Genomic DNA, 15,794 nt, shown 5'->3' on the forward strand with positions numbered 1-15,794 from the left:
ATGAGCTTCTTAGATGTTTTATATTTTATTATTCCATCAGCTATTTTCTATGCAGCTCCGTTAATCTTCGTAGCAATTGGAGGAGTCTTCTCCGAACGTTCTGGTGTTATTAACATCGGACTAGAAGGTTTAATGGTTATGGGAGCATTCATCGGTATTCTATTTAACTTAATGTTCGTGGATACATTTGGCGCAATGACTCCGTGGGTTTCGTTAATCGCAGCAATGCTTGTATCTGGATTATTCTCCGTTATGCATGCTGTAGCATCGATTTCTTTCCGCGCTGATCAAACAATATCCGGGGTTGCAATCAATATGTTAGGGGTTGCGATTGCACTTTTCTCTGTGAAAATGATCTATAATAAAGGACAAACTGATTATATTCAAGAGCGATTTATCCGTTTTGATATACCTTTGTTAAGTGACATTCCAGTAATTGGACCAATGTTTTTCAAAGATGTATATGGAACTTCTATTTTAGCGATTGGTGTCGCTGTGATGGCTTGGTTTGTTATTTATAAAACACCATTTGGTTTACGCTTACGTGCTGTTGGAGAACATCCGATGGCAGCAGATACGATGGGGGTTAATGTAACGAAAATGCGTTATATTGCAGTTATCTTATCCGGTGCACTCGCAGGATTAGGTGGAGCAGTATATTCTCAATCGATTTCTGGGGAATTCAGTCATACTACTATAAATGGTCAAGGGTTCATGGCTCTTGCAGCAATGATTTTTGGTAAATGGCATCCGCTTGGTGCACTAGGAGCAGCGTTGTTCTTTGGATTTGCTCAAGCATTAAGTATTGTAGGTGGACAGATTCCTTATGTGAAAGAAGTTCCAACTTACTTCTTACACATCTTGCCTTATGCTTTAACTATACTGGCAGTAGCCGGATTTATAGGAAAAGCAAACGCACCAAAAGCAAGTGGAATACCTTATATCAAAGGAAAACGATAAAAGAATCGCTATTTGAAACAAAGTGGCAATTTTATATAACAAAGAGGGACCAATTAATTGGTCCCTCTTTGTTTGTACTGATATAATTAGAATATGTATAGTGAATCGTTTTATGAGATACACTAGAAAGAAAAAAGGGGGATCACTAATGTTTCAAGAATTCGAACTTGCAAGTGGCGTTAAGCTTTTTGTGAGACCTACAGAACAATTCAAAACGATTAACATTTCGTTCAAATGGAAACAGCCATTAACAGTAGAAAAAGCGTCCATTCGTGCAGTACTAGCGAATATATTACAATTCAGCAATGAGGTATACCCTACGAATGTTGCTTTTAGAAAGCGCTTAGATGATTTGTACGGAACCGTTTTATACTTTGATACCACTAAAAAAGGAAGTCACCATATTTTTTCATTGAACGCAGAAACCGTAAACGACGCATACTTATCCAATGAAAAAATTGTCGATGATGTATTTTCTTTATTACATACGGTAATTTTTCAACCAAATTTGGCGAATGGTAAATTTGATGAGTCAATCGTAAAACGAGAAAAAGAACAAGTCATTGAACGTATCCAATCCATGTATGACGACAAAACAAGATATGCACAGCAACGTTTGTTAGAAAATATTCGTCCTAATAAGGCAGCTTCTATTACATCTAATGGTTCAGTGGGAGCAGTTAAAGCAATTACAAACGATCAACTAATCGATATGCATCAGGTACTACTCACAAAAGATGATTTATCAATCTACATAGTTGGGGATGTAAACGTGCAGGAAATAAAAGAAAAAATGCAGAGTCATTTTTCTTTTGCTGATCGTACAAAAACGATTGAAAAAGCAGTAGATGTACCAAACGAAGCAAATGACAATAAATTTCTTCATGAAATACAAGATATGAAACAAGGTAAACTTCATATTGCCTATCAAACACCCATCACTTTTTTCTCAGAAGAATTTCCGATTATGCAGCTGACAAATGGTGTTTTAGGCGGGTTTTCCCATTCTAAAATTTTTATGAATGTACGTGAAAAAGAAAGTATGGCTTATTACGCATCAAGTAGCTATTCTTCGCTCTACGGATTAATCTTTGTGTTAGCAGGAATAGATTCTAATTTGCAGGAAAAAGCAGTTGCATTAATTGATGAACAACTAAAAGCGTTGCAAGCTGGCGATATTTCGGACTTAGAGTTAAACCAAACGAAATCCATGCTGATCAATCAACTAAAAGAGGCTTTAGATTCAGCGCGTGCTCAAATAGAAATATATGATCAATATAAAGAATTGAATGCATCGTTTACCGTAGAAGACTGGATAGAAAAGTGGAAACATGTAACAAAAGAACAAGTACAACAAATGGCATTAACTATTGAAAAGGAATTTGTTTATTTCCTTTCAGGTAAGGAAGGTGCAGTAAATGAATAAAGAATATTTTCAACAATTAGATGAAACATTATACAAAGAAACATTACCAAATGGTTTAGATGTATATATACTACCGAAAAAAGGATTTTCGAAGACGTTTGTAACTTTCACAACAAAATATGGCTCAATCGACCGTGAATTTATTCCTTTAGGTAAAGAGGAACCTGTCATTGTTCCCGATGGAATTGCTCATTTTCTAGAACATAAAATGTTTGAAAAAGAAGAAGGGGATGTTTTTCAAAAGTTTAGTGAAAAAGGTGCATCTGCCAATGCATTTACTTCTTTTACAAGAACTGCATACTTATTTTCTTCGACTGGTCATGTATTAGATAATACAAAAACATTGTTGGATTTTGTTCAACAGCCTTATTTTACGGAACAAACGGTAGAAAAAGAAAAAGGGATAATAGGGCAGGAAATTACGATGTATGACGATCAACCAGATTGGCGTTTATACTTTGGAACAATCGAAAATATGTATAAAGAACACCCTGTTAAGATTGATATTGCAGGTACGATTGAAACAATTAGCAAAATTACTGCCGATCACTTATATGAGTGCTACAATACGTTTTATCATCCATCGAATATGGTGTTATTCGTAGTAGGAGCAGTTAATCCTGACGAAATGATGGACTTCATCAAAGCCGATCAAGCAGCGAAAACATTCGATGAACCTCAAGAAATTAAACGTTTCTACCCTGAGGAACAAAAGGGTGTGGCTATAAAAGAACGTACGCTTCAGATGGATGTTCAAAAACCTAAACTATTATTTGGTATTAAAGCGAGTAACACGGATATTTCAGGCGATGAAATGTTAAATTACGAGCTGGCAATGCAAGTTGCTATCGAAATGATATTCGGCAGAAGTTCTGCATTTTATCAAGAGATATACGAAAATGGGTGGATTGATGAATCCTATTCAGCAGATTTTTCTATGGAACAGGGCTATGGTTTTACAATGATTGGTTCTGATACTGTCAACCCAACTGAACTAAGCGAGAAAATTAAAGAAACTATTAATAGCTTCTCCTCTAATTGGAGTGTAGAAGATGAGGATTTACAACGTATTGTCCGTAAAAAGATTGGCTTTTTCTTACGTGCACTAAATTCCATTGAATATATTGCCAATCAATTTACTCGTTACTCTTTCAATGACATGAATTTATTTGATGTAGTTCCTGCTTTAGAAAAACTAACGATGGAACAAGTGAAAGAAGCATTTCAATCGTTAACAGACGATGATGCACATACAGTTTTTACAATCTTACCTTTTGAGAAAAATAATGACTAAAAGATTTGCGTTGGTGCTAGGTGCTTCCGGTGAAATCGGTCAATCAATTTGTCGAAATCTCGCCGAAGCGGGTTGGTCCATGTACCTGCACTATGCAAGTAACAGAGCAAGCGTAGAAACGTTAATAACGGAACTAAATGCGTCCTATCCAGAACAAGAGTTTATCGTTATCCAAGCGGATATGAGTAATCCGGATTGTATAGAAAAAATTACTGATTCAGTATTTACACTTCAATCGGTTGTATTTGCCCAGGGGCATAGCCTGTATAAAGCTTTAGAGGACACTAGCATAGAGGATATACGTTTACTGTTTCAGGTGCATGTGGAGCATCCTATGGCCTTATTAGGAAACCTGAATAGAAAGCTTCGTAAACAAACTAGTAGCTCCGTCGTATTTGTGGGGAGTATATGGGGAGATACAGGTGCCTCTTATGAAGTGGCATACTCTGCTGCTAAGGGAGCACAGCACGCATTTGTAAAGGCTTATGCTAAAGAGGTTGCTCTGCAGCGAATAAGAGTAAATGTGGTTGCTCCAGGATTTATCGATACAAAGATGAACGCATATATAGAAGAAGAAGCACGTCAGCTGATCATGGAAGAAATTCCTGCAGGCATTTTAGGCTCGACACAAAATATAGCAGATGCAGTTGTTTTTTTAACTAGTGAGAAGGCAAGTTATATTACTGGTCAAATTATAAGAGTTAACGGCGGATGGTATATTTGACATGTTAATCCTTAACTTTATTTAATTAATAGCAAAGTATTACAGAAAAAGAAAAGGGAGAAATACTCACTCTTTTCTTTTTTCTTTTATTCGACTACAAAATCAGATATGATAGAACTAATCATGAAATGAAACGTCATCTAAAAGAAGGGAAAGATATAACATGGCTAGTGAATGGTTTTTTGAATATGAAATTCAAGTTAATCGTCCAGGACTTTTAGGTGACATTTCTTCTTTACTTGGTATGCTTCGAGTTAATATTGTAACGATCAATGGTGTAGATGAAGGCAGACGGGGTATGCTCATAAAAGCAGAGAAAAAGGAAAATATTGAACGTTTTGAACATATTGCTTCTACTATGGAAACGATACAATTGACTAAATTTAGAGAACCTAAGCTTCGAGATCGTCTTGCAGTTCGTCATGGCCGATATATTCAGCGTGATGCAGACGATAAAAAAACGTTTAGATTTGTTCGTAATGAGCTAGGTCTTTTAGTAGATTTTATGGCTGAAATTTTTAAACAAGATGGACATAAACTTATTGGAATAAGAGGCATGCCACGAGTAGGTAAGACAGAATCAGTGGTAGCAGCAAGTGTATGTGCAAACAAAAAGTGGATATTCCTGTCTTCTACAATGATCAAGCAAACAATTAGAAGCCAATTGGCAGGAGACGAGTTTAGCGATCGTAATATTTTTATATTAGATGGTATTGTAACGAGAAAGTCAAATGATGAAAAGCATCTTCAGTTAGTAAGGGAAATGATGCGGATGCCAACTATCAAGGTCGTGGAACATCCTGATATGTTCATCCAACATTCTGAGTATTCTATTGATGATTTTGACTATATTATCGAGCTCCGTCATACTCCTGACGAACAAATATCATATGAAATGATGGAAAAAAACCACGGAATATCTGACAAAGGAATGACAGGCTTTGGTGGATTTGGTGGATTCAATTTTTAACGGGCAGGTGTTTTAGTTGACTGAACTTGGGGCTCGCCTAAAAGAAGCGAGAACAGCAAAGGGTTATAGTATTGAAGATTTGCAGGAAATAACAAAAATTCAAAAACGATACTTGGCAGGTATTGAAGAAGGTAATTATGCAACTATGCCAGGTGCATTTTATGTTCGTGCATTTATTAAACAATATGCAGAGGCAGTTGGATTAAATGGAGACGAATTATTAGAAACATATAAAACAGAGATTCCTTCCCCATCTAATGATGAAGTGACGAAAAATATTCCTGCAACTCCTTCTAGAAGAGCATTAGGTGGAAGTTCGAATAGTAAACTTATGGAGATTTTCCCGATGATTATGGTAGTTGTATTTGTTATTGCCATTATAGTAATGTTTTGGTTCTTGTTTCAAAATAGAGCGGATGATCCTGAAGAAACTGTCACAAGTGATGAGTTAACGCAAGAGAATAAGCCGACATTTGAGGACAATGAAAATATACAATCTGGTGATGAAGTAAAACCAATAGAGGAAGAACCTGTTGAAGAAGAGGTCGTGGAAGAACCAATTCCTACTCAAGAGCTAAGTTTCGTCGATTTACAAGGTGTAACTTCCACATATAATTTATCGAATGCGGAAAACTATTTAGTAAAATTAGTCGCAGTAAATACAACATGGTTGAATATTAGGGATGAAAATGACAAAATTCTTGTCGATCAATCGATAACAGCTGGAGAAACCTTCGAATTTGATGCAAGTGCATTTTCAAAAATCCGTGTGCGTCTTGGACATGCTCCTGGAAATATTATTACAATAAATGACGAAGTAATAGAATTTAAAAGTACAGAAGTTACTCAAAATGCAGTAATACAGTTCAACAAATAGTCATCTTAGTGATGGCTATTTTATTTGATATTGAAAGGAGTTTTTTATGAAAATGAATATACCAAACCAAATCTCTTTGTTTCGTATATTTTTAATCCCTATTTTTATGTTTTTTATGCTAATTGACTTCAATTGGGGAGATATTACATTACTAGGGGCAACTATTCCAGTTGGTCATTTCGTAGGTGCTATTATTTTTATTATTGCCTCGATTACTGACTTTATAGACGGTTACTATGCACGAAAATATAATTTAGTTACGAATATGGGTAAATTCCTTGACCCATTAGCAGACAAGTTATTAGTTTCTGCTGCTTTAATCATCTTAGTTCAGTTTGGCATGGCTCCAGCTTGGGTAGTCATATTAATTATTAGCCGTGAGTTTGCCGTGACTGGTCTTCGCTTAATATTAGCGAATGAAGGGGAGGTAGTAGCTGCCAATCAATTAGGAAAAATAAAAATGTGGACACAAATTGTTGCGATCTCTTCCCTTTTATTGGGTAATATATTCTTTGAAATGTTCCATATTCCTTTTGATATAATCATGCTTTATGTATGTCTATTCTTTACAGTCTGGTCTGGATGGGATTATTTTTATTTGAATCGCAAGGTGTTACTAGATTCTAAGTAAGCAGGAAGGAAGTTCTTCATGAGAGCAGAAATTATTGCAGTAGGATCTGAGTTATTACTCGGGCAGATTACTAATACAAATGCGCGTTTTATATCCAATCAACTAGCAGAGATTGGAGTGGACGTATACTATCATACGGTAGTTGGGGATAATGCGGATAGGCTGTTAGATTCTATTCGAATAGCAGAAAAGCGAGCAGAGCTAATCATTTTCTCGGGTGGATTAGGACCGACAAAAGATGATTTAACGAAAGAAACGATAGCTAAGCATCTAGGTATAAACCTTGTGCTAGATAATCATGCAATCGTTTATATTGAAGATTTCTTTAAGCGCATGGATCGTAAAATGACAGAAAATAATAAAAAACAAGCACTCGTTTTAGAAGGGTGTACCGTACTGGAAAATAAACATGGAATGGCACCAGGGATGTTACTTTCTAAGGAAAGCCATTCTTATATGTTACTTCCTGGTCCTCCAAAAGAGATGGAGCCAATGTTCCAATTCGAAGCGAAGCCATTGTTACCGAAGCTCCTTTTGGATGAAAATGTTATTATGTCCCATGTTATCCGTTTCTATGGAATTGGAGAAGCGGAATTGGAAACAGAAGTGCAGGATCTCCTAGACAATCAAACGAATCCTACTCTTGCTCCTCTTGCCTCTGATGGGGAGGTTACACTTCGATTAACGGCAAAAAGCAAATCGGAAGACGAAGCTTGGAAAAAGATTGAAGAATTACAAGCTGAAATTCTCAACCGTGTTGGCAAATTTGTTTATGGCTATAATAATGATTCTTTGGCATCGAAGCTCAGAGAAATCCTTATTGAAAATAACCTGACTATTTCAGCGGCTGAAAGCATGACAGCAGGACTTTTTCAATCAGAGCTTGCTGCAGTACCGGGAATGGGAGAAGCTTTGGTGGGTGGAATGATCACCTATACAGAAGATGTGAAGATTAAGCAATTAGGTGTAGATGCTAATATTATCGAGAAATATAGCGTAGTTTCTAGTCAATGTGCAGAGCAAATGGCACTTTGCGTCAAAGAAAAATTTCAGACGGATATAGGTGTCGGGATTACTGGGGCAGCAGGTCCAGATGGTCACGGGGGTCAACCAGCAGGTACAATTTGGATTGGAATTGCCTTAGGTGACTCTAAGCCATTAACGTACAAACTAAATCTCTCTGGCTTACGAAACACGAATAGAATTAGGACAGTGAAGTTTACGATTTATTATTTGATCCGTTTACTGCGCGAACAAAAATTAGTAGAAATTTAATTTTGATCAATAAAAACGACCCAAAATTCAATTTTGAGTCGTTTTTCACACTCAAAATGAAATAGTTGCAAAAAATAAACGAATGAACGTTCGCTTTTTTCTTGTAAATTTCTCAAAGACCGAGTATAGTAAGAATAGAAATAAAAAACATCATCATTTCTTTTGAGGAGGAAATTTAATGGCTAATAATGATCGTAAAGCGGCTTTAGATATGGCATTAAAGCAAATAGAGAAACAATTTGGTAAAGGTTCCATTATGAGACTAGGAGAAAAAACAAATCTTGAAATTTCTACTTCACCTAGTGGTTCTTTAGCATTGGATGCTGCACTAGGAATAGGCGGATACCCAAGAGGACGTATTATCGAAATATATGGTCCAGAGAGTTCAGGTAAAACTACAGTTTCACTACATGCCATTGCAGAAATCCAAAAAAACGGCGGTCAAGCAGCATTTATCGATGTAGAACACGCTTTAGATCCTGCATATGCACGAAATCTTGGAGTAAATATAGATGAATTACTTTTATCTCAACCAGATACAGGAGAGCAAGCGCTAGAAATAGCAGAAGCACTTGTCCGTAGTGGAGCAATTGAAATATTAGTAATTGACTCAGTAGCTGCTTTAGTACCAAAAGCTGAAATTGAAGGAGAAATGGGAGATTCGCATATCGGACTTCAAGCACGCTTAATGTCCCAAGCGTTACGTAAGCTTTCTGGTGTTATTAGTAAGTCAAATACGATTGCGATTTTCATTAACCAAATTCGTGAAAAAGTTGGAGTAATGTTCGGAAACCCAGAAATTACACCAGGTGGTCGTGCACTTAAATTTTATGCTTCAGTCCGTTTAGAAGTAAGACGTTCAGAAGCGATCAAGCATGGCACCGATATTATGGGTAACAAAACGAAAATCAAAGTAGTGAAGAACAAAGTTGCTCCACCATTTAAAACTGCAGAAGTAGATATTATGTATGGTGAAGGGATTTCTCAAGAAGGAGAAGTCGTTGACATAGGATCAGAGTTTGATATTATTCAAAAAAGTGGTTCTTGGTATGCGTACAATGAAGAGCGCATAGGTCAAGGTAGAGAAAATGCAAAACAATACTTAAAAGAAAATCCTGCTATTAAAGCAGAAATTACAGCGAAAATCCGTGAATCTCTTGGAATGGCAGCAGGCTCCTTAACGATAGGTGCCCATGAAGTCGAAGAGGAAGAAGACGGAGAATTTGAATTATTATTAGATAAAAAATAAAACTCAGATAGTCTCTCATTCAATTGAGAGACTATTTTTTTAAAAAGAGAAAGTTTACGAACGCTGGAGGCAAAATCTTTAAGTAATAATCTGTATTTTTATTCGTTTAAATGAAATTCACACACTTAAAGATGTTTATTTTGCCCTAGTTTACATATAATATACCTCCCTTCCTTGACAGAGTATTTCTACATCTATACAATTAAAATTGTATAATTTTTTTATTAATAAATGATTATAGGCATTGCGTATATGTTTTTGTATATATGTGCCGACTGAAACTAAAAAGTATAGCATTAGGGGGTGTTCGAATGACAGAAATTATCATCTCCGCTTTGCTTGGTCTGATTGTCGGTGCCGTTGTTGGTTATATTTATCTAAAAAACGTGAACGATTCAAAAGTGACTGGTGCAAAACAATCTTCAGCTAATATCATAGATGAAGCAAAGCGAGAAGCGGAAGCGTTGAAGAAAGAAGCACTTTTAGAAGCCAAAGATGAAGCTCACCAATTACGAAATGAAGCAGAATCTGACATCCGTGAACGCCGAGGCGAACTGCAAAAACAGGAAAATCGGTTATTACAAAGAGAAGAGAACCTTGATCGTAAAGATGATGCTCTAAACAAGAGAGAAATAGGTCTTGAGCGTAAAGATGATGCTCTAACTGAAAGACAACAGCATATCGAACTGAAAGAAAGCAAAGTGGATGAACTAATTAAAAAGCAACAAACTGAACTAGAAAGAGTTTCTACTTTAACTCGTGAAGAAGCGAAAACAATTATTCTTAAAGAAGTAGAACATGAACTTGCTACGGATATTGCTGTGATGACAAAGGAAGCGGAAACTAGAGCTAAAGAAGAATCCGATAAAAAGTCTCGTGAGATTCTTTCCCTTGCGTTACAACGTTTTGCAGCAGACCATGTTGCTGAAACAACTGTTTCTGTAGTAAACCTGCCGAATGATGAGATGAAAGGTCGCATTATTGGACGTGAAGGCCGCAACATACGGACTCTTGAGACGTTAACTGGTATTGATTTAATTATTGATGATACGCCAGAAGCAGTAATACTTTCAGGCTTTGATCCAATTCGAAGAGAAACTGCCCGTTTAGCACTTGAAAAACTGGTACAGGATGGACGAATTCATCCGGCGCGTATCGAAGAAATGGTAGAAAAGTCTAGAAGAGAAGTAGATGAACAAATACGTGAAATTGGAGAACAAACAGCATTTGATATTGGAATCCATAATTTACATCCAGATCTGATGAAAATCCTAGGTAGACTCCGTTATCGTACGAGCTATGGTCAAAATGTGTTAAAACACTCCACAGAAGTTGCCTATTTATCAGGATTGTTAGCTGCGGAACTTGGTGAAGATGTTACACTTGCAAGGCGTGCAGGGTTACTACATGACATTGGGAAAGCAATTGACCATGAAGTGGAAGGAAGCCATGTAGAAATTGGTGTCGAATTGGCAACAAAATACAAAGAACATCCAGTAGTTATTAATAGTATTGCTTCCCATCACGGAGATACAGAAGCTACTTCTGTTATTGCCGTATTAGTGGCAGCTGCTGATGCATTGTCTGCAGCACGACCTGGTGCAAGAAGTGAAACATTAGAAAACTACATTCGTCGCTTGGAGAAACTAGAAGAAATTTCTGAATCCTATGAGGGTGTAGAAAAATCATTTGCTATTCAAGCTGGTCGAGAAATTCGTATTATGGTTCGTCCAGATCAAATTGATGACTTAACTGCTCATCGTTTGGCGAGAGATATCCGTAAACGAATCGAAGAAGAATTAGATTACCCTGGTCATATTAAAGTAACTGTCATAAGAGAAACTAGAGCTGTAGAATATGCTAAATAGCATACAGTGATGGTTGGTGTTCTACTGTTTCATCCGTTAGTATTAACAAAAAGGCTTCGAAATGAAGCCTTTTTTTCGTGAAAGGAATTGAAGTAAAATGAGAATATTATTTATAGGTGATATCGTTGGGTCTATCGGTCGCGATACGCTAGAAGATTACCTCCCAAGATTGAAAAGAAAATATGATGTAGATGTAGTCATTGCTAATGGGGAGAATGCTGCTGCAGGTCGTGGGATTACGAAAAGTATTTTCCAGTCATTGCTCCATATGGGGGTAGACGTAGTAACAATGGGTAACCACACTTGGGACCAAAAAGAAATTATGGATTTTATTGATGACACGGACTATTTAATCCGTCCTGCCAACTTTTCAGAGGATGCTCCTGGTAAAGGGATGACTTCCATCTCTAAAAATGGACATACCATTTCAGTGATTAATATGCATGGCCGTACATTTTTACCCCCACATGATGATCCGTTTAAAATGGCTACCGAAATGGTTGCAGAGGCAAAAAAATTATCCCCTATCATTTTTGTGGACTTTCATGCAGAAGCGACTAGCGAAAAAATTGCATTTGGATGGCATTTAGATGGAAAAGCTTCTGTAGTAGTTGGAACACACACACATGTTCAAACAGCAGATTCTCGTATATTACCAGGAGGAACAGCTTATATCACAGACGTTGGTATGACAGGGCCGTATGACGGTGTTTTAGGTATGAGAAAAGAAGATGTACTATACCGTTTCCAAACGAATATGCCAACTCGTTTTGAAGTACCTAAGGATGGACGTACTGTACTTAGCGGTTTCTTCGTAGAAGTAGACAATACAACTGGGAAAGCAATACGCCAAGAACGAATTTATATAAACGAAGATTACCCGTTTAAAGGCTAAAAAGTCTAAAAGATTCCTTCTGCGCATACGTTAGGTTATGGACCAGATGCAAGTTCATAATATAGCGACAAAAGGAGAAATGATTGTGGATGCGTTAAAAGTATCTTCCCGTTCAAACCCAAATTCGGTTGCTGGGGCATTAGTTGCAGTAATTAGAGAACAAGGGTATGCAGAGATGCAAGCAGTAGGAGCAGGAGCATTAAATCAGGCTATCAAAGCGATAGCAATTGCCAGAGGATTTGTAGCACCTAGTGGAACAGACCTAACTTGTTCTCCTGCCTTCACGGATATTGTCATAGCTGGTGAGGATCGAACAGCTTTAAAGTTACTTGTTGAAAAGAGATCAAAATAGACGGGAGGTCGCTGCTATTATAGTAGCGGCTTCTTTTTTGAGGGATAAAATAACTTATTAGAAAAATTAATACAAAACGAAGGCAAAGAGCGCCACTTTTCAAAAGGAAGGCAATCGAAGTTCGCCGCGTCCTGCGGCAACCTTTGCATAACCAACATTCTGTGGCCTCCGTCAAAGGTCTGATTTTCTATAAAAATTCGGGGAATACATAGTGATAAAGGTAACTTCATGATAAACTAATGAAATAAATTAGCATTTAATCTAATAGTAAGGAGATGTTTTTATGTTGCAACAGCTTTCTTGGAAAGTAGGAGGGCAGCAAGGAGAGGGAATTGAAAGTACAGGAGAAATATTCTCCATGGCGATGAACCGCCTAGGATACTTTCTGTACGGGTATCGTCATTTCTCTTCACGTATTAAAGGTGGCCATACAAACAATAAAATTTGTGTACGCCCAACGCAAGTTCGTACAATTCCAGATGATTTAGATATTTTAGTTGCATTTGATCAAGAAACAATTGATGTCAATTACAAAGAACTAACAGAAAATAGTATTATTCTCGCAGACGCAAAATTTTCTCCAATAGCACCCGATGATTGTAAAGCACCGATGTATATTGTTCCTTTTACAGAGATAGCTGCAGAGCTTGGGACATCTCTTATGAAAAATATGGTAGCAATTGGTGCAACTGCTGCATTACTGAACTTGGACAAAGGCGTATTCCAAGGAGTAGTAGATGAAATTTTCGGTAAAAAAGGACAAGAAGTAGTTGAAAAAAACATGCAAGCTATTCAACAAGGCTTTGATACTATGGCTGAGCATCTGGGAGATCGTCTAGGAGAGTGGGAAATCGCTCCTGCTGATGGAAAACACCGGATGTTTATGATAGGAAACGATGCAATTGCGTTTGGCGCATTAGCAGCGGGTGTACGTTTTATGGCAGCATATCCAATCACACCAGCATCTGAAATTATGGAGTATATGATTAAGAAATTACCACTATTTGGCGGAGCAGTTATTCAAACAGAAGATGAAATTGCTGCTGCAACAATGGCAATTGGCTCCAATTATGGTGGTGTACGTTCATTTACTGCATCAGCTGGACCAGGACTGTCACTTATGATGGAAGCAATTGGTCTCTCTGGTATGACCGAACAACCGCTTGTAATTGTAGATACACAGCGCGGGGGTCCTTCAACAGGTTTACCGACTAAACAAGAACAATCCGACTTAATGCAAATGATTTATGGAACTCATGGAGAAATTCCTAAAGTAGTTATTGCGCCAAGTACAGGAGAAGAAGCTTTCTACGATACTATTCAAGCCTTTAATATTGCAGAGGAATTACAGGTTCCAGTAATCATCTTAACCGATTTACAACTATCACTCGGCAAACAAACAGTGGAGCCATTTGATTATTCAAAGGTTGAAATTCGCCGTGGTAAATTAGTAGAAAACGAAGCAATCCCAGAAGCGGAAGATAAATCATACTTTAAGCGTTATGAACTGACAGAAGATGGAGTTTCACCACGTGTCTTACCAGGAATGGAGCATGCAATTCATCATGTAACCGGGGTAGAGCATGATGAAACTGGTAAACCATCTGAAGCGTCAACAAATCGTAAAGCGCAGATGGATAAACGTTTAGGGAAGCTCAAGCATATTAATTTTAAAGACCCTATCTATGTCAATGCACCATACGAGGAAGCGGATATACTATTTGTTGGTTTCAACTCAACTAGAGGTGTACTTGAGGAATTACAGCAAACACTTATTGAAAGTGATGTTAAAGTGAATCATGCTCATATTCGTTTAATACATCCATTCCCAGTGGAGGAAATGCGATCACTAGTTGCGAAAGCGAAAAAAGTGGTAGTAGTCGAAAATAACGCAACTGGGCAATTAGCGAATATCATCAAAATGAATGTTGGCGGTCATGATAAATTGGTCAGTGTAACGAAATATGATGGCACACCATTTTTACCATTACAGCTTGCAAAACAAGTAAAGGAGTTGCTAACAGATGGTAACATTTAAAGATTTTCGTAATAACGTAAAACCTAACTGGTGTCCAGGTTGTGGTGACTTCTCGGTGCAGGCAGCAATTCAACGTGCTGCAGCAAATGTTGGCATTCAACCACATGATTTAGCTGTCATTTCTGGTATCGGCTGTTCAGGTCGTATTTCTGGATACATTCATTCATACGGCTTTCATGGTATTCACGGTCGTGCTCTTCCAATAGCTCAAGGATTGAAAATGGCCAACAAAGATTTACACGTGATCGCTTCTGGCGGTGATGGTGATGGATTTGCTATCGGGATGGGTCATACCATTCATTCGATACGTCGTAATATCGATATAACTTATATTGTCATGGACAACCAAATCTACGGATTAACAAAAGGTCAAACGTCCCCACGTTCAGCAGAAGGCTTTAAAACGAAGTCAACTCCTGGTGGAGCAATTGAACCATCCGTTCAACCATTAGAACTAGCCCTTACATCTGGAGCAACATTCGTAGCACAAGGGTTTTCTTCGGATATTAAAGAGCTAACCGCAATCATCGAAGCAGGGATTAATCATAAAGGCTTCTCGTTCATCAATGTATTTAGCCCATGTGTAACATACAACAAAGTAAATACGTACGACTGGTTCAAAGAGCATTTAACGAAGCTTTCTGCTGTAGAAGGGTATGACTCTAGGAACAGAGAAGAAGCGATGAGAGTAGTTATGGAAAATAAAGGTCTTGTAACTGGTATCATTTATCAAAATGAAAACGCACCATCGTACCAAGAACAAGTTCCAGGTTATTCACCTACACCACTTGTGGATCAAAATTTGAAGATGAGTGAACAGGAATTCAATGCTTTAATTCAAGATTTTATGTGATCATATTCAAGCTCATGAACTGGCTAAAGTTCATGGGCTTTTTTAAAAAGATAAGTATGTAATAATGTGCATTATAAATTGGGTTCATGAGACTTTAAAGAATGAATAATACTAGTGATTTCCGTTTCAGGCGGTGGAACAAAGGCTAAGAGCGCCACGTCTCAAAAGGAAGGCAATCTAAGTTCGCCGCGTCCTGCGGCAACGATTGCATGACCCACCTCCTGTGGGCCTCCGCGGGGTGAGCGATGAGCTATCACCGTCGCTAGCGCGTCGCTGTGATATCTCAGCTGTCTCACTCATCCCGCCGGAGTCGCCGCCTTACACTCCAATCAATCAATTGAGTGAGTAGTTACTCCACTAAAAGAAATAGCATAGCGTATCG

General features: G+C 37.7%; 14 protein-coding genes. All 14 read left to right on the forward strand.

Annotation, left to right across the window (positions count from 1 at the left end; genetic code table 11):
- On the forward strand, positions 1-960 hold the full coding sequence (locus LDK52_RS01690) for an ABC transporter permease (RefSeq protein WP_277584221.1): 960 nt from the start codon (positions 1-3) through the stop codon (positions 958-960).
- A gap of 148 nt (positions 961-1,108) precedes the next feature.
- The gene (gene yfmF, locus LDK52_RS01695; protein WP_277584222.1) at positions 1,109-2,386 is read left to right on the forward strand and encodes an EF-P 5-aminopentanol modification-associated protein YfmF; all 1,278 of its coding nucleotides are present in this window, start codon (positions 1,109-1,111) and stop codon (positions 2,384-2,386) included.
- A complete protein-coding gene (yfmH, locus tag LDK52_RS01700) occupies positions 2,379-3,680 on the forward strand; it encodes an EF-P 5-aminopentanol modification-associated protein YfmH (RefSeq protein ID WP_277584223.1) in 1,302 nt (433 codons plus the stop codon). The genes yfmF and yfmH overlap by 8 nt, the downstream gene beginning before the upstream one ends.
- Complete coding sequence (gene ymfI / locus LDK52_RS01705; protein WP_277584224.1) at positions 3,673-4,404, forward strand: elongation factor P 5-aminopentanone reductase; 732 nt, start codon at positions 3,673-3,675, stop codon at positions 4,402-4,404. The genes yfmH and ymfI overlap by 8 nt, the downstream gene beginning before the upstream one ends.
- 163 nt (positions 4,405-4,567) lie before the next feature.
- A complete protein-coding gene (locus tag LDK52_RS01710; protein WP_277584225.1) occupies positions 4,568-5,374 on the forward strand; it encodes a DUF3388 domain-containing protein in 807 nt (268 codons plus the stop codon).
- Between the two features lie 16 nt (positions 5,375-5,390).
- A complete protein-coding gene (locus tag LDK52_RS01715) occupies positions 5,391-6,251 on the forward strand; it encodes a helix-turn-helix domain-containing protein (RefSeq protein ID WP_277584226.1) in 861 nt (286 codons plus the stop codon).
- Positions 6,252-6,303: 52 nt separating this feature from the next.
- On the forward strand, positions 6,304-6,882 hold the full coding sequence (gene pgsA / locus LDK52_RS01720; protein ID WP_277584301.1) for a CDP-diacylglycerol--glycerol-3-phosphate 3-phosphatidyltransferase: 579 nt from the start codon (positions 6,304-6,306) through the stop codon (positions 6,880-6,882).
- Positions 6,883-6,900: 18 nt separating this feature from the next.
- Entirely contained in the window at positions 6,901-8,157 is a 1,257-nt protein-coding gene (locus tag LDK52_RS01725) for a competence/damage-inducible protein A (protein ID WP_277584227.1), read from the forward strand.
- Between the two features lie 178 nt (positions 8,158-8,335).
- Entirely contained in the window at positions 8,336-9,406 is a 1,071-nt protein-coding gene (gene recA, locus LDK52_RS01730) for a recombinase RecA (protein ID WP_277584228.1), read from the forward strand.
- Between the two features lie 311 nt (positions 9,407-9,717).
- Complete coding sequence (gene rny, locus LDK52_RS01735; RefSeq protein WP_277584229.1) at positions 9,718-11,274, forward strand: ribonuclease Y; 1,557 nt, start codon at positions 9,718-9,720, stop codon at positions 11,272-11,274.
- A gap of 97 nt (positions 11,275-11,371) precedes the next feature.
- Positions 11,372-12,169 (forward strand): TIGR00282 family metallophosphoesterase, encoded by a 798-nt coding sequence (locus LDK52_RS01740; protein ID WP_277584230.1) that lies wholly within the window; start codon positions 11,372-11,374, stop codon positions 12,167-12,169.
- An 85-nt stretch (positions 12,170-12,254) separates the two neighbouring features.
- Complete coding sequence (locus tag LDK52_RS01745; RefSeq protein WP_277584302.1) at positions 12,255-12,521, forward strand: stage V sporulation protein S; 267 nt, start codon at positions 12,255-12,257, stop codon at positions 12,519-12,521.
- Positions 12,522-12,804: 283 nt separating this feature from the next.
- A complete protein-coding gene (locus tag LDK52_RS01750) occupies positions 12,805-14,559 on the forward strand; it encodes a 2-oxoacid:acceptor oxidoreductase subunit alpha (RefSeq protein ID WP_277584231.1) in 1,755 nt (584 codons plus the stop codon).
- A complete protein-coding gene (locus tag LDK52_RS01755; RefSeq protein WP_277584232.1) occupies positions 14,546-15,412 on the forward strand; it encodes a 2-oxoacid:ferredoxin oxidoreductase subunit beta in 867 nt (288 codons plus the stop codon). The genes LDK52_RS01750 and LDK52_RS01755 overlap by 14 nt, the downstream gene beginning before the upstream one ends.
- The last annotated feature ends 382 nt before the right edge of the window (positions 15,413-15,794 follow it).

Origin of the sequence: Psychrobacillus antarcticus, assembly GCF_029533155.1 — a bacterium.
Classification (GTDB): domain Bacteria; phylum Bacillota; class Bacilli; order Bacillales_A; family Planococcaceae; genus Psychrobacillus; species Psychrobacillus antarcticus.

What these genes read in the sequence shown, in the direction of transcription:
- rny (WP_277584229.1), top strand. Translation starts at nt 9,718, where the DNA reads ATGACAGAAATTATCATCTCCGCTTTGCTTGGTCTGATTGTCGGTGCC.
- recA (WP_277584228.1), top strand. Translation starts at nt 8,336, where the DNA reads ATGGCTAATAATGATCGTAAAGCGGCTTTAGATATGGCATTAAAGCAA.
- LDK52_RS01750 (WP_277584231.1), top strand. Translation starts at nt 12,805, where the DNA reads ATGTTGCAACAGCTTTCTTGGAAAGTAGGAGGGCAGCAAGGAGAGGGA.
- ymfI (WP_277584224.1), top strand. Translation starts at nt 3,673, where the DNA reads ATGACTAAAAGATTTGCGTTGGTGCTAGGTGCTTCCGGTGAAATCGGT.
- yfmH (WP_277584223.1), top strand. Translation starts at nt 2,379, where the DNA reads ATGAATAAAGAATATTTTCAACAATTAGATGAAACATTATACAAAGAA.
- LDK52_RS01690 (WP_277584221.1), top strand. Translation starts at nt 1, where the DNA reads ATGAGCTTCTTAGATGTTTTATATTTTATTATTCCATCAGCTATTTTC.
- LDK52_RS01710 (WP_277584225.1), top strand. Translation starts at nt 4,568, where the DNA reads ATGGCTAGTGAATGGTTTTTTGAATATGAAATTCAAGTTAATCGTCCA.
- pgsA (WP_277584301.1), top strand. Translation starts at nt 6,304, where the DNA reads ATGAATATACCAAACCAAATCTCTTTGTTTCGTATATTTTTAATCCCT.
- LDK52_RS01725 (WP_277584227.1), top strand. Translation starts at nt 6,901, where the DNA reads ATGAGAGCAGAAATTATTGCAGTAGGATCTGAGTTATTACTCGGGCAG.
- yfmF (WP_277584222.1), top strand. Translation starts at nt 1,109, where the DNA reads ATGTTTCAAGAATTCGAACTTGCAAGTGGCGTTAAGCTTTTTGTGAGA.
- LDK52_RS01740 (WP_277584230.1), top strand. Translation starts at nt 11,372, where the DNA reads ATGAGAATATTATTTATAGGTGATATCGTTGGGTCTATCGGTCGCGAT.
- LDK52_RS01755 (WP_277584232.1), top strand. Translation starts at nt 14,546, where the DNA reads ATGGTAACATTTAAAGATTTTCGTAATAACGTAAAACCTAACTGGTGT.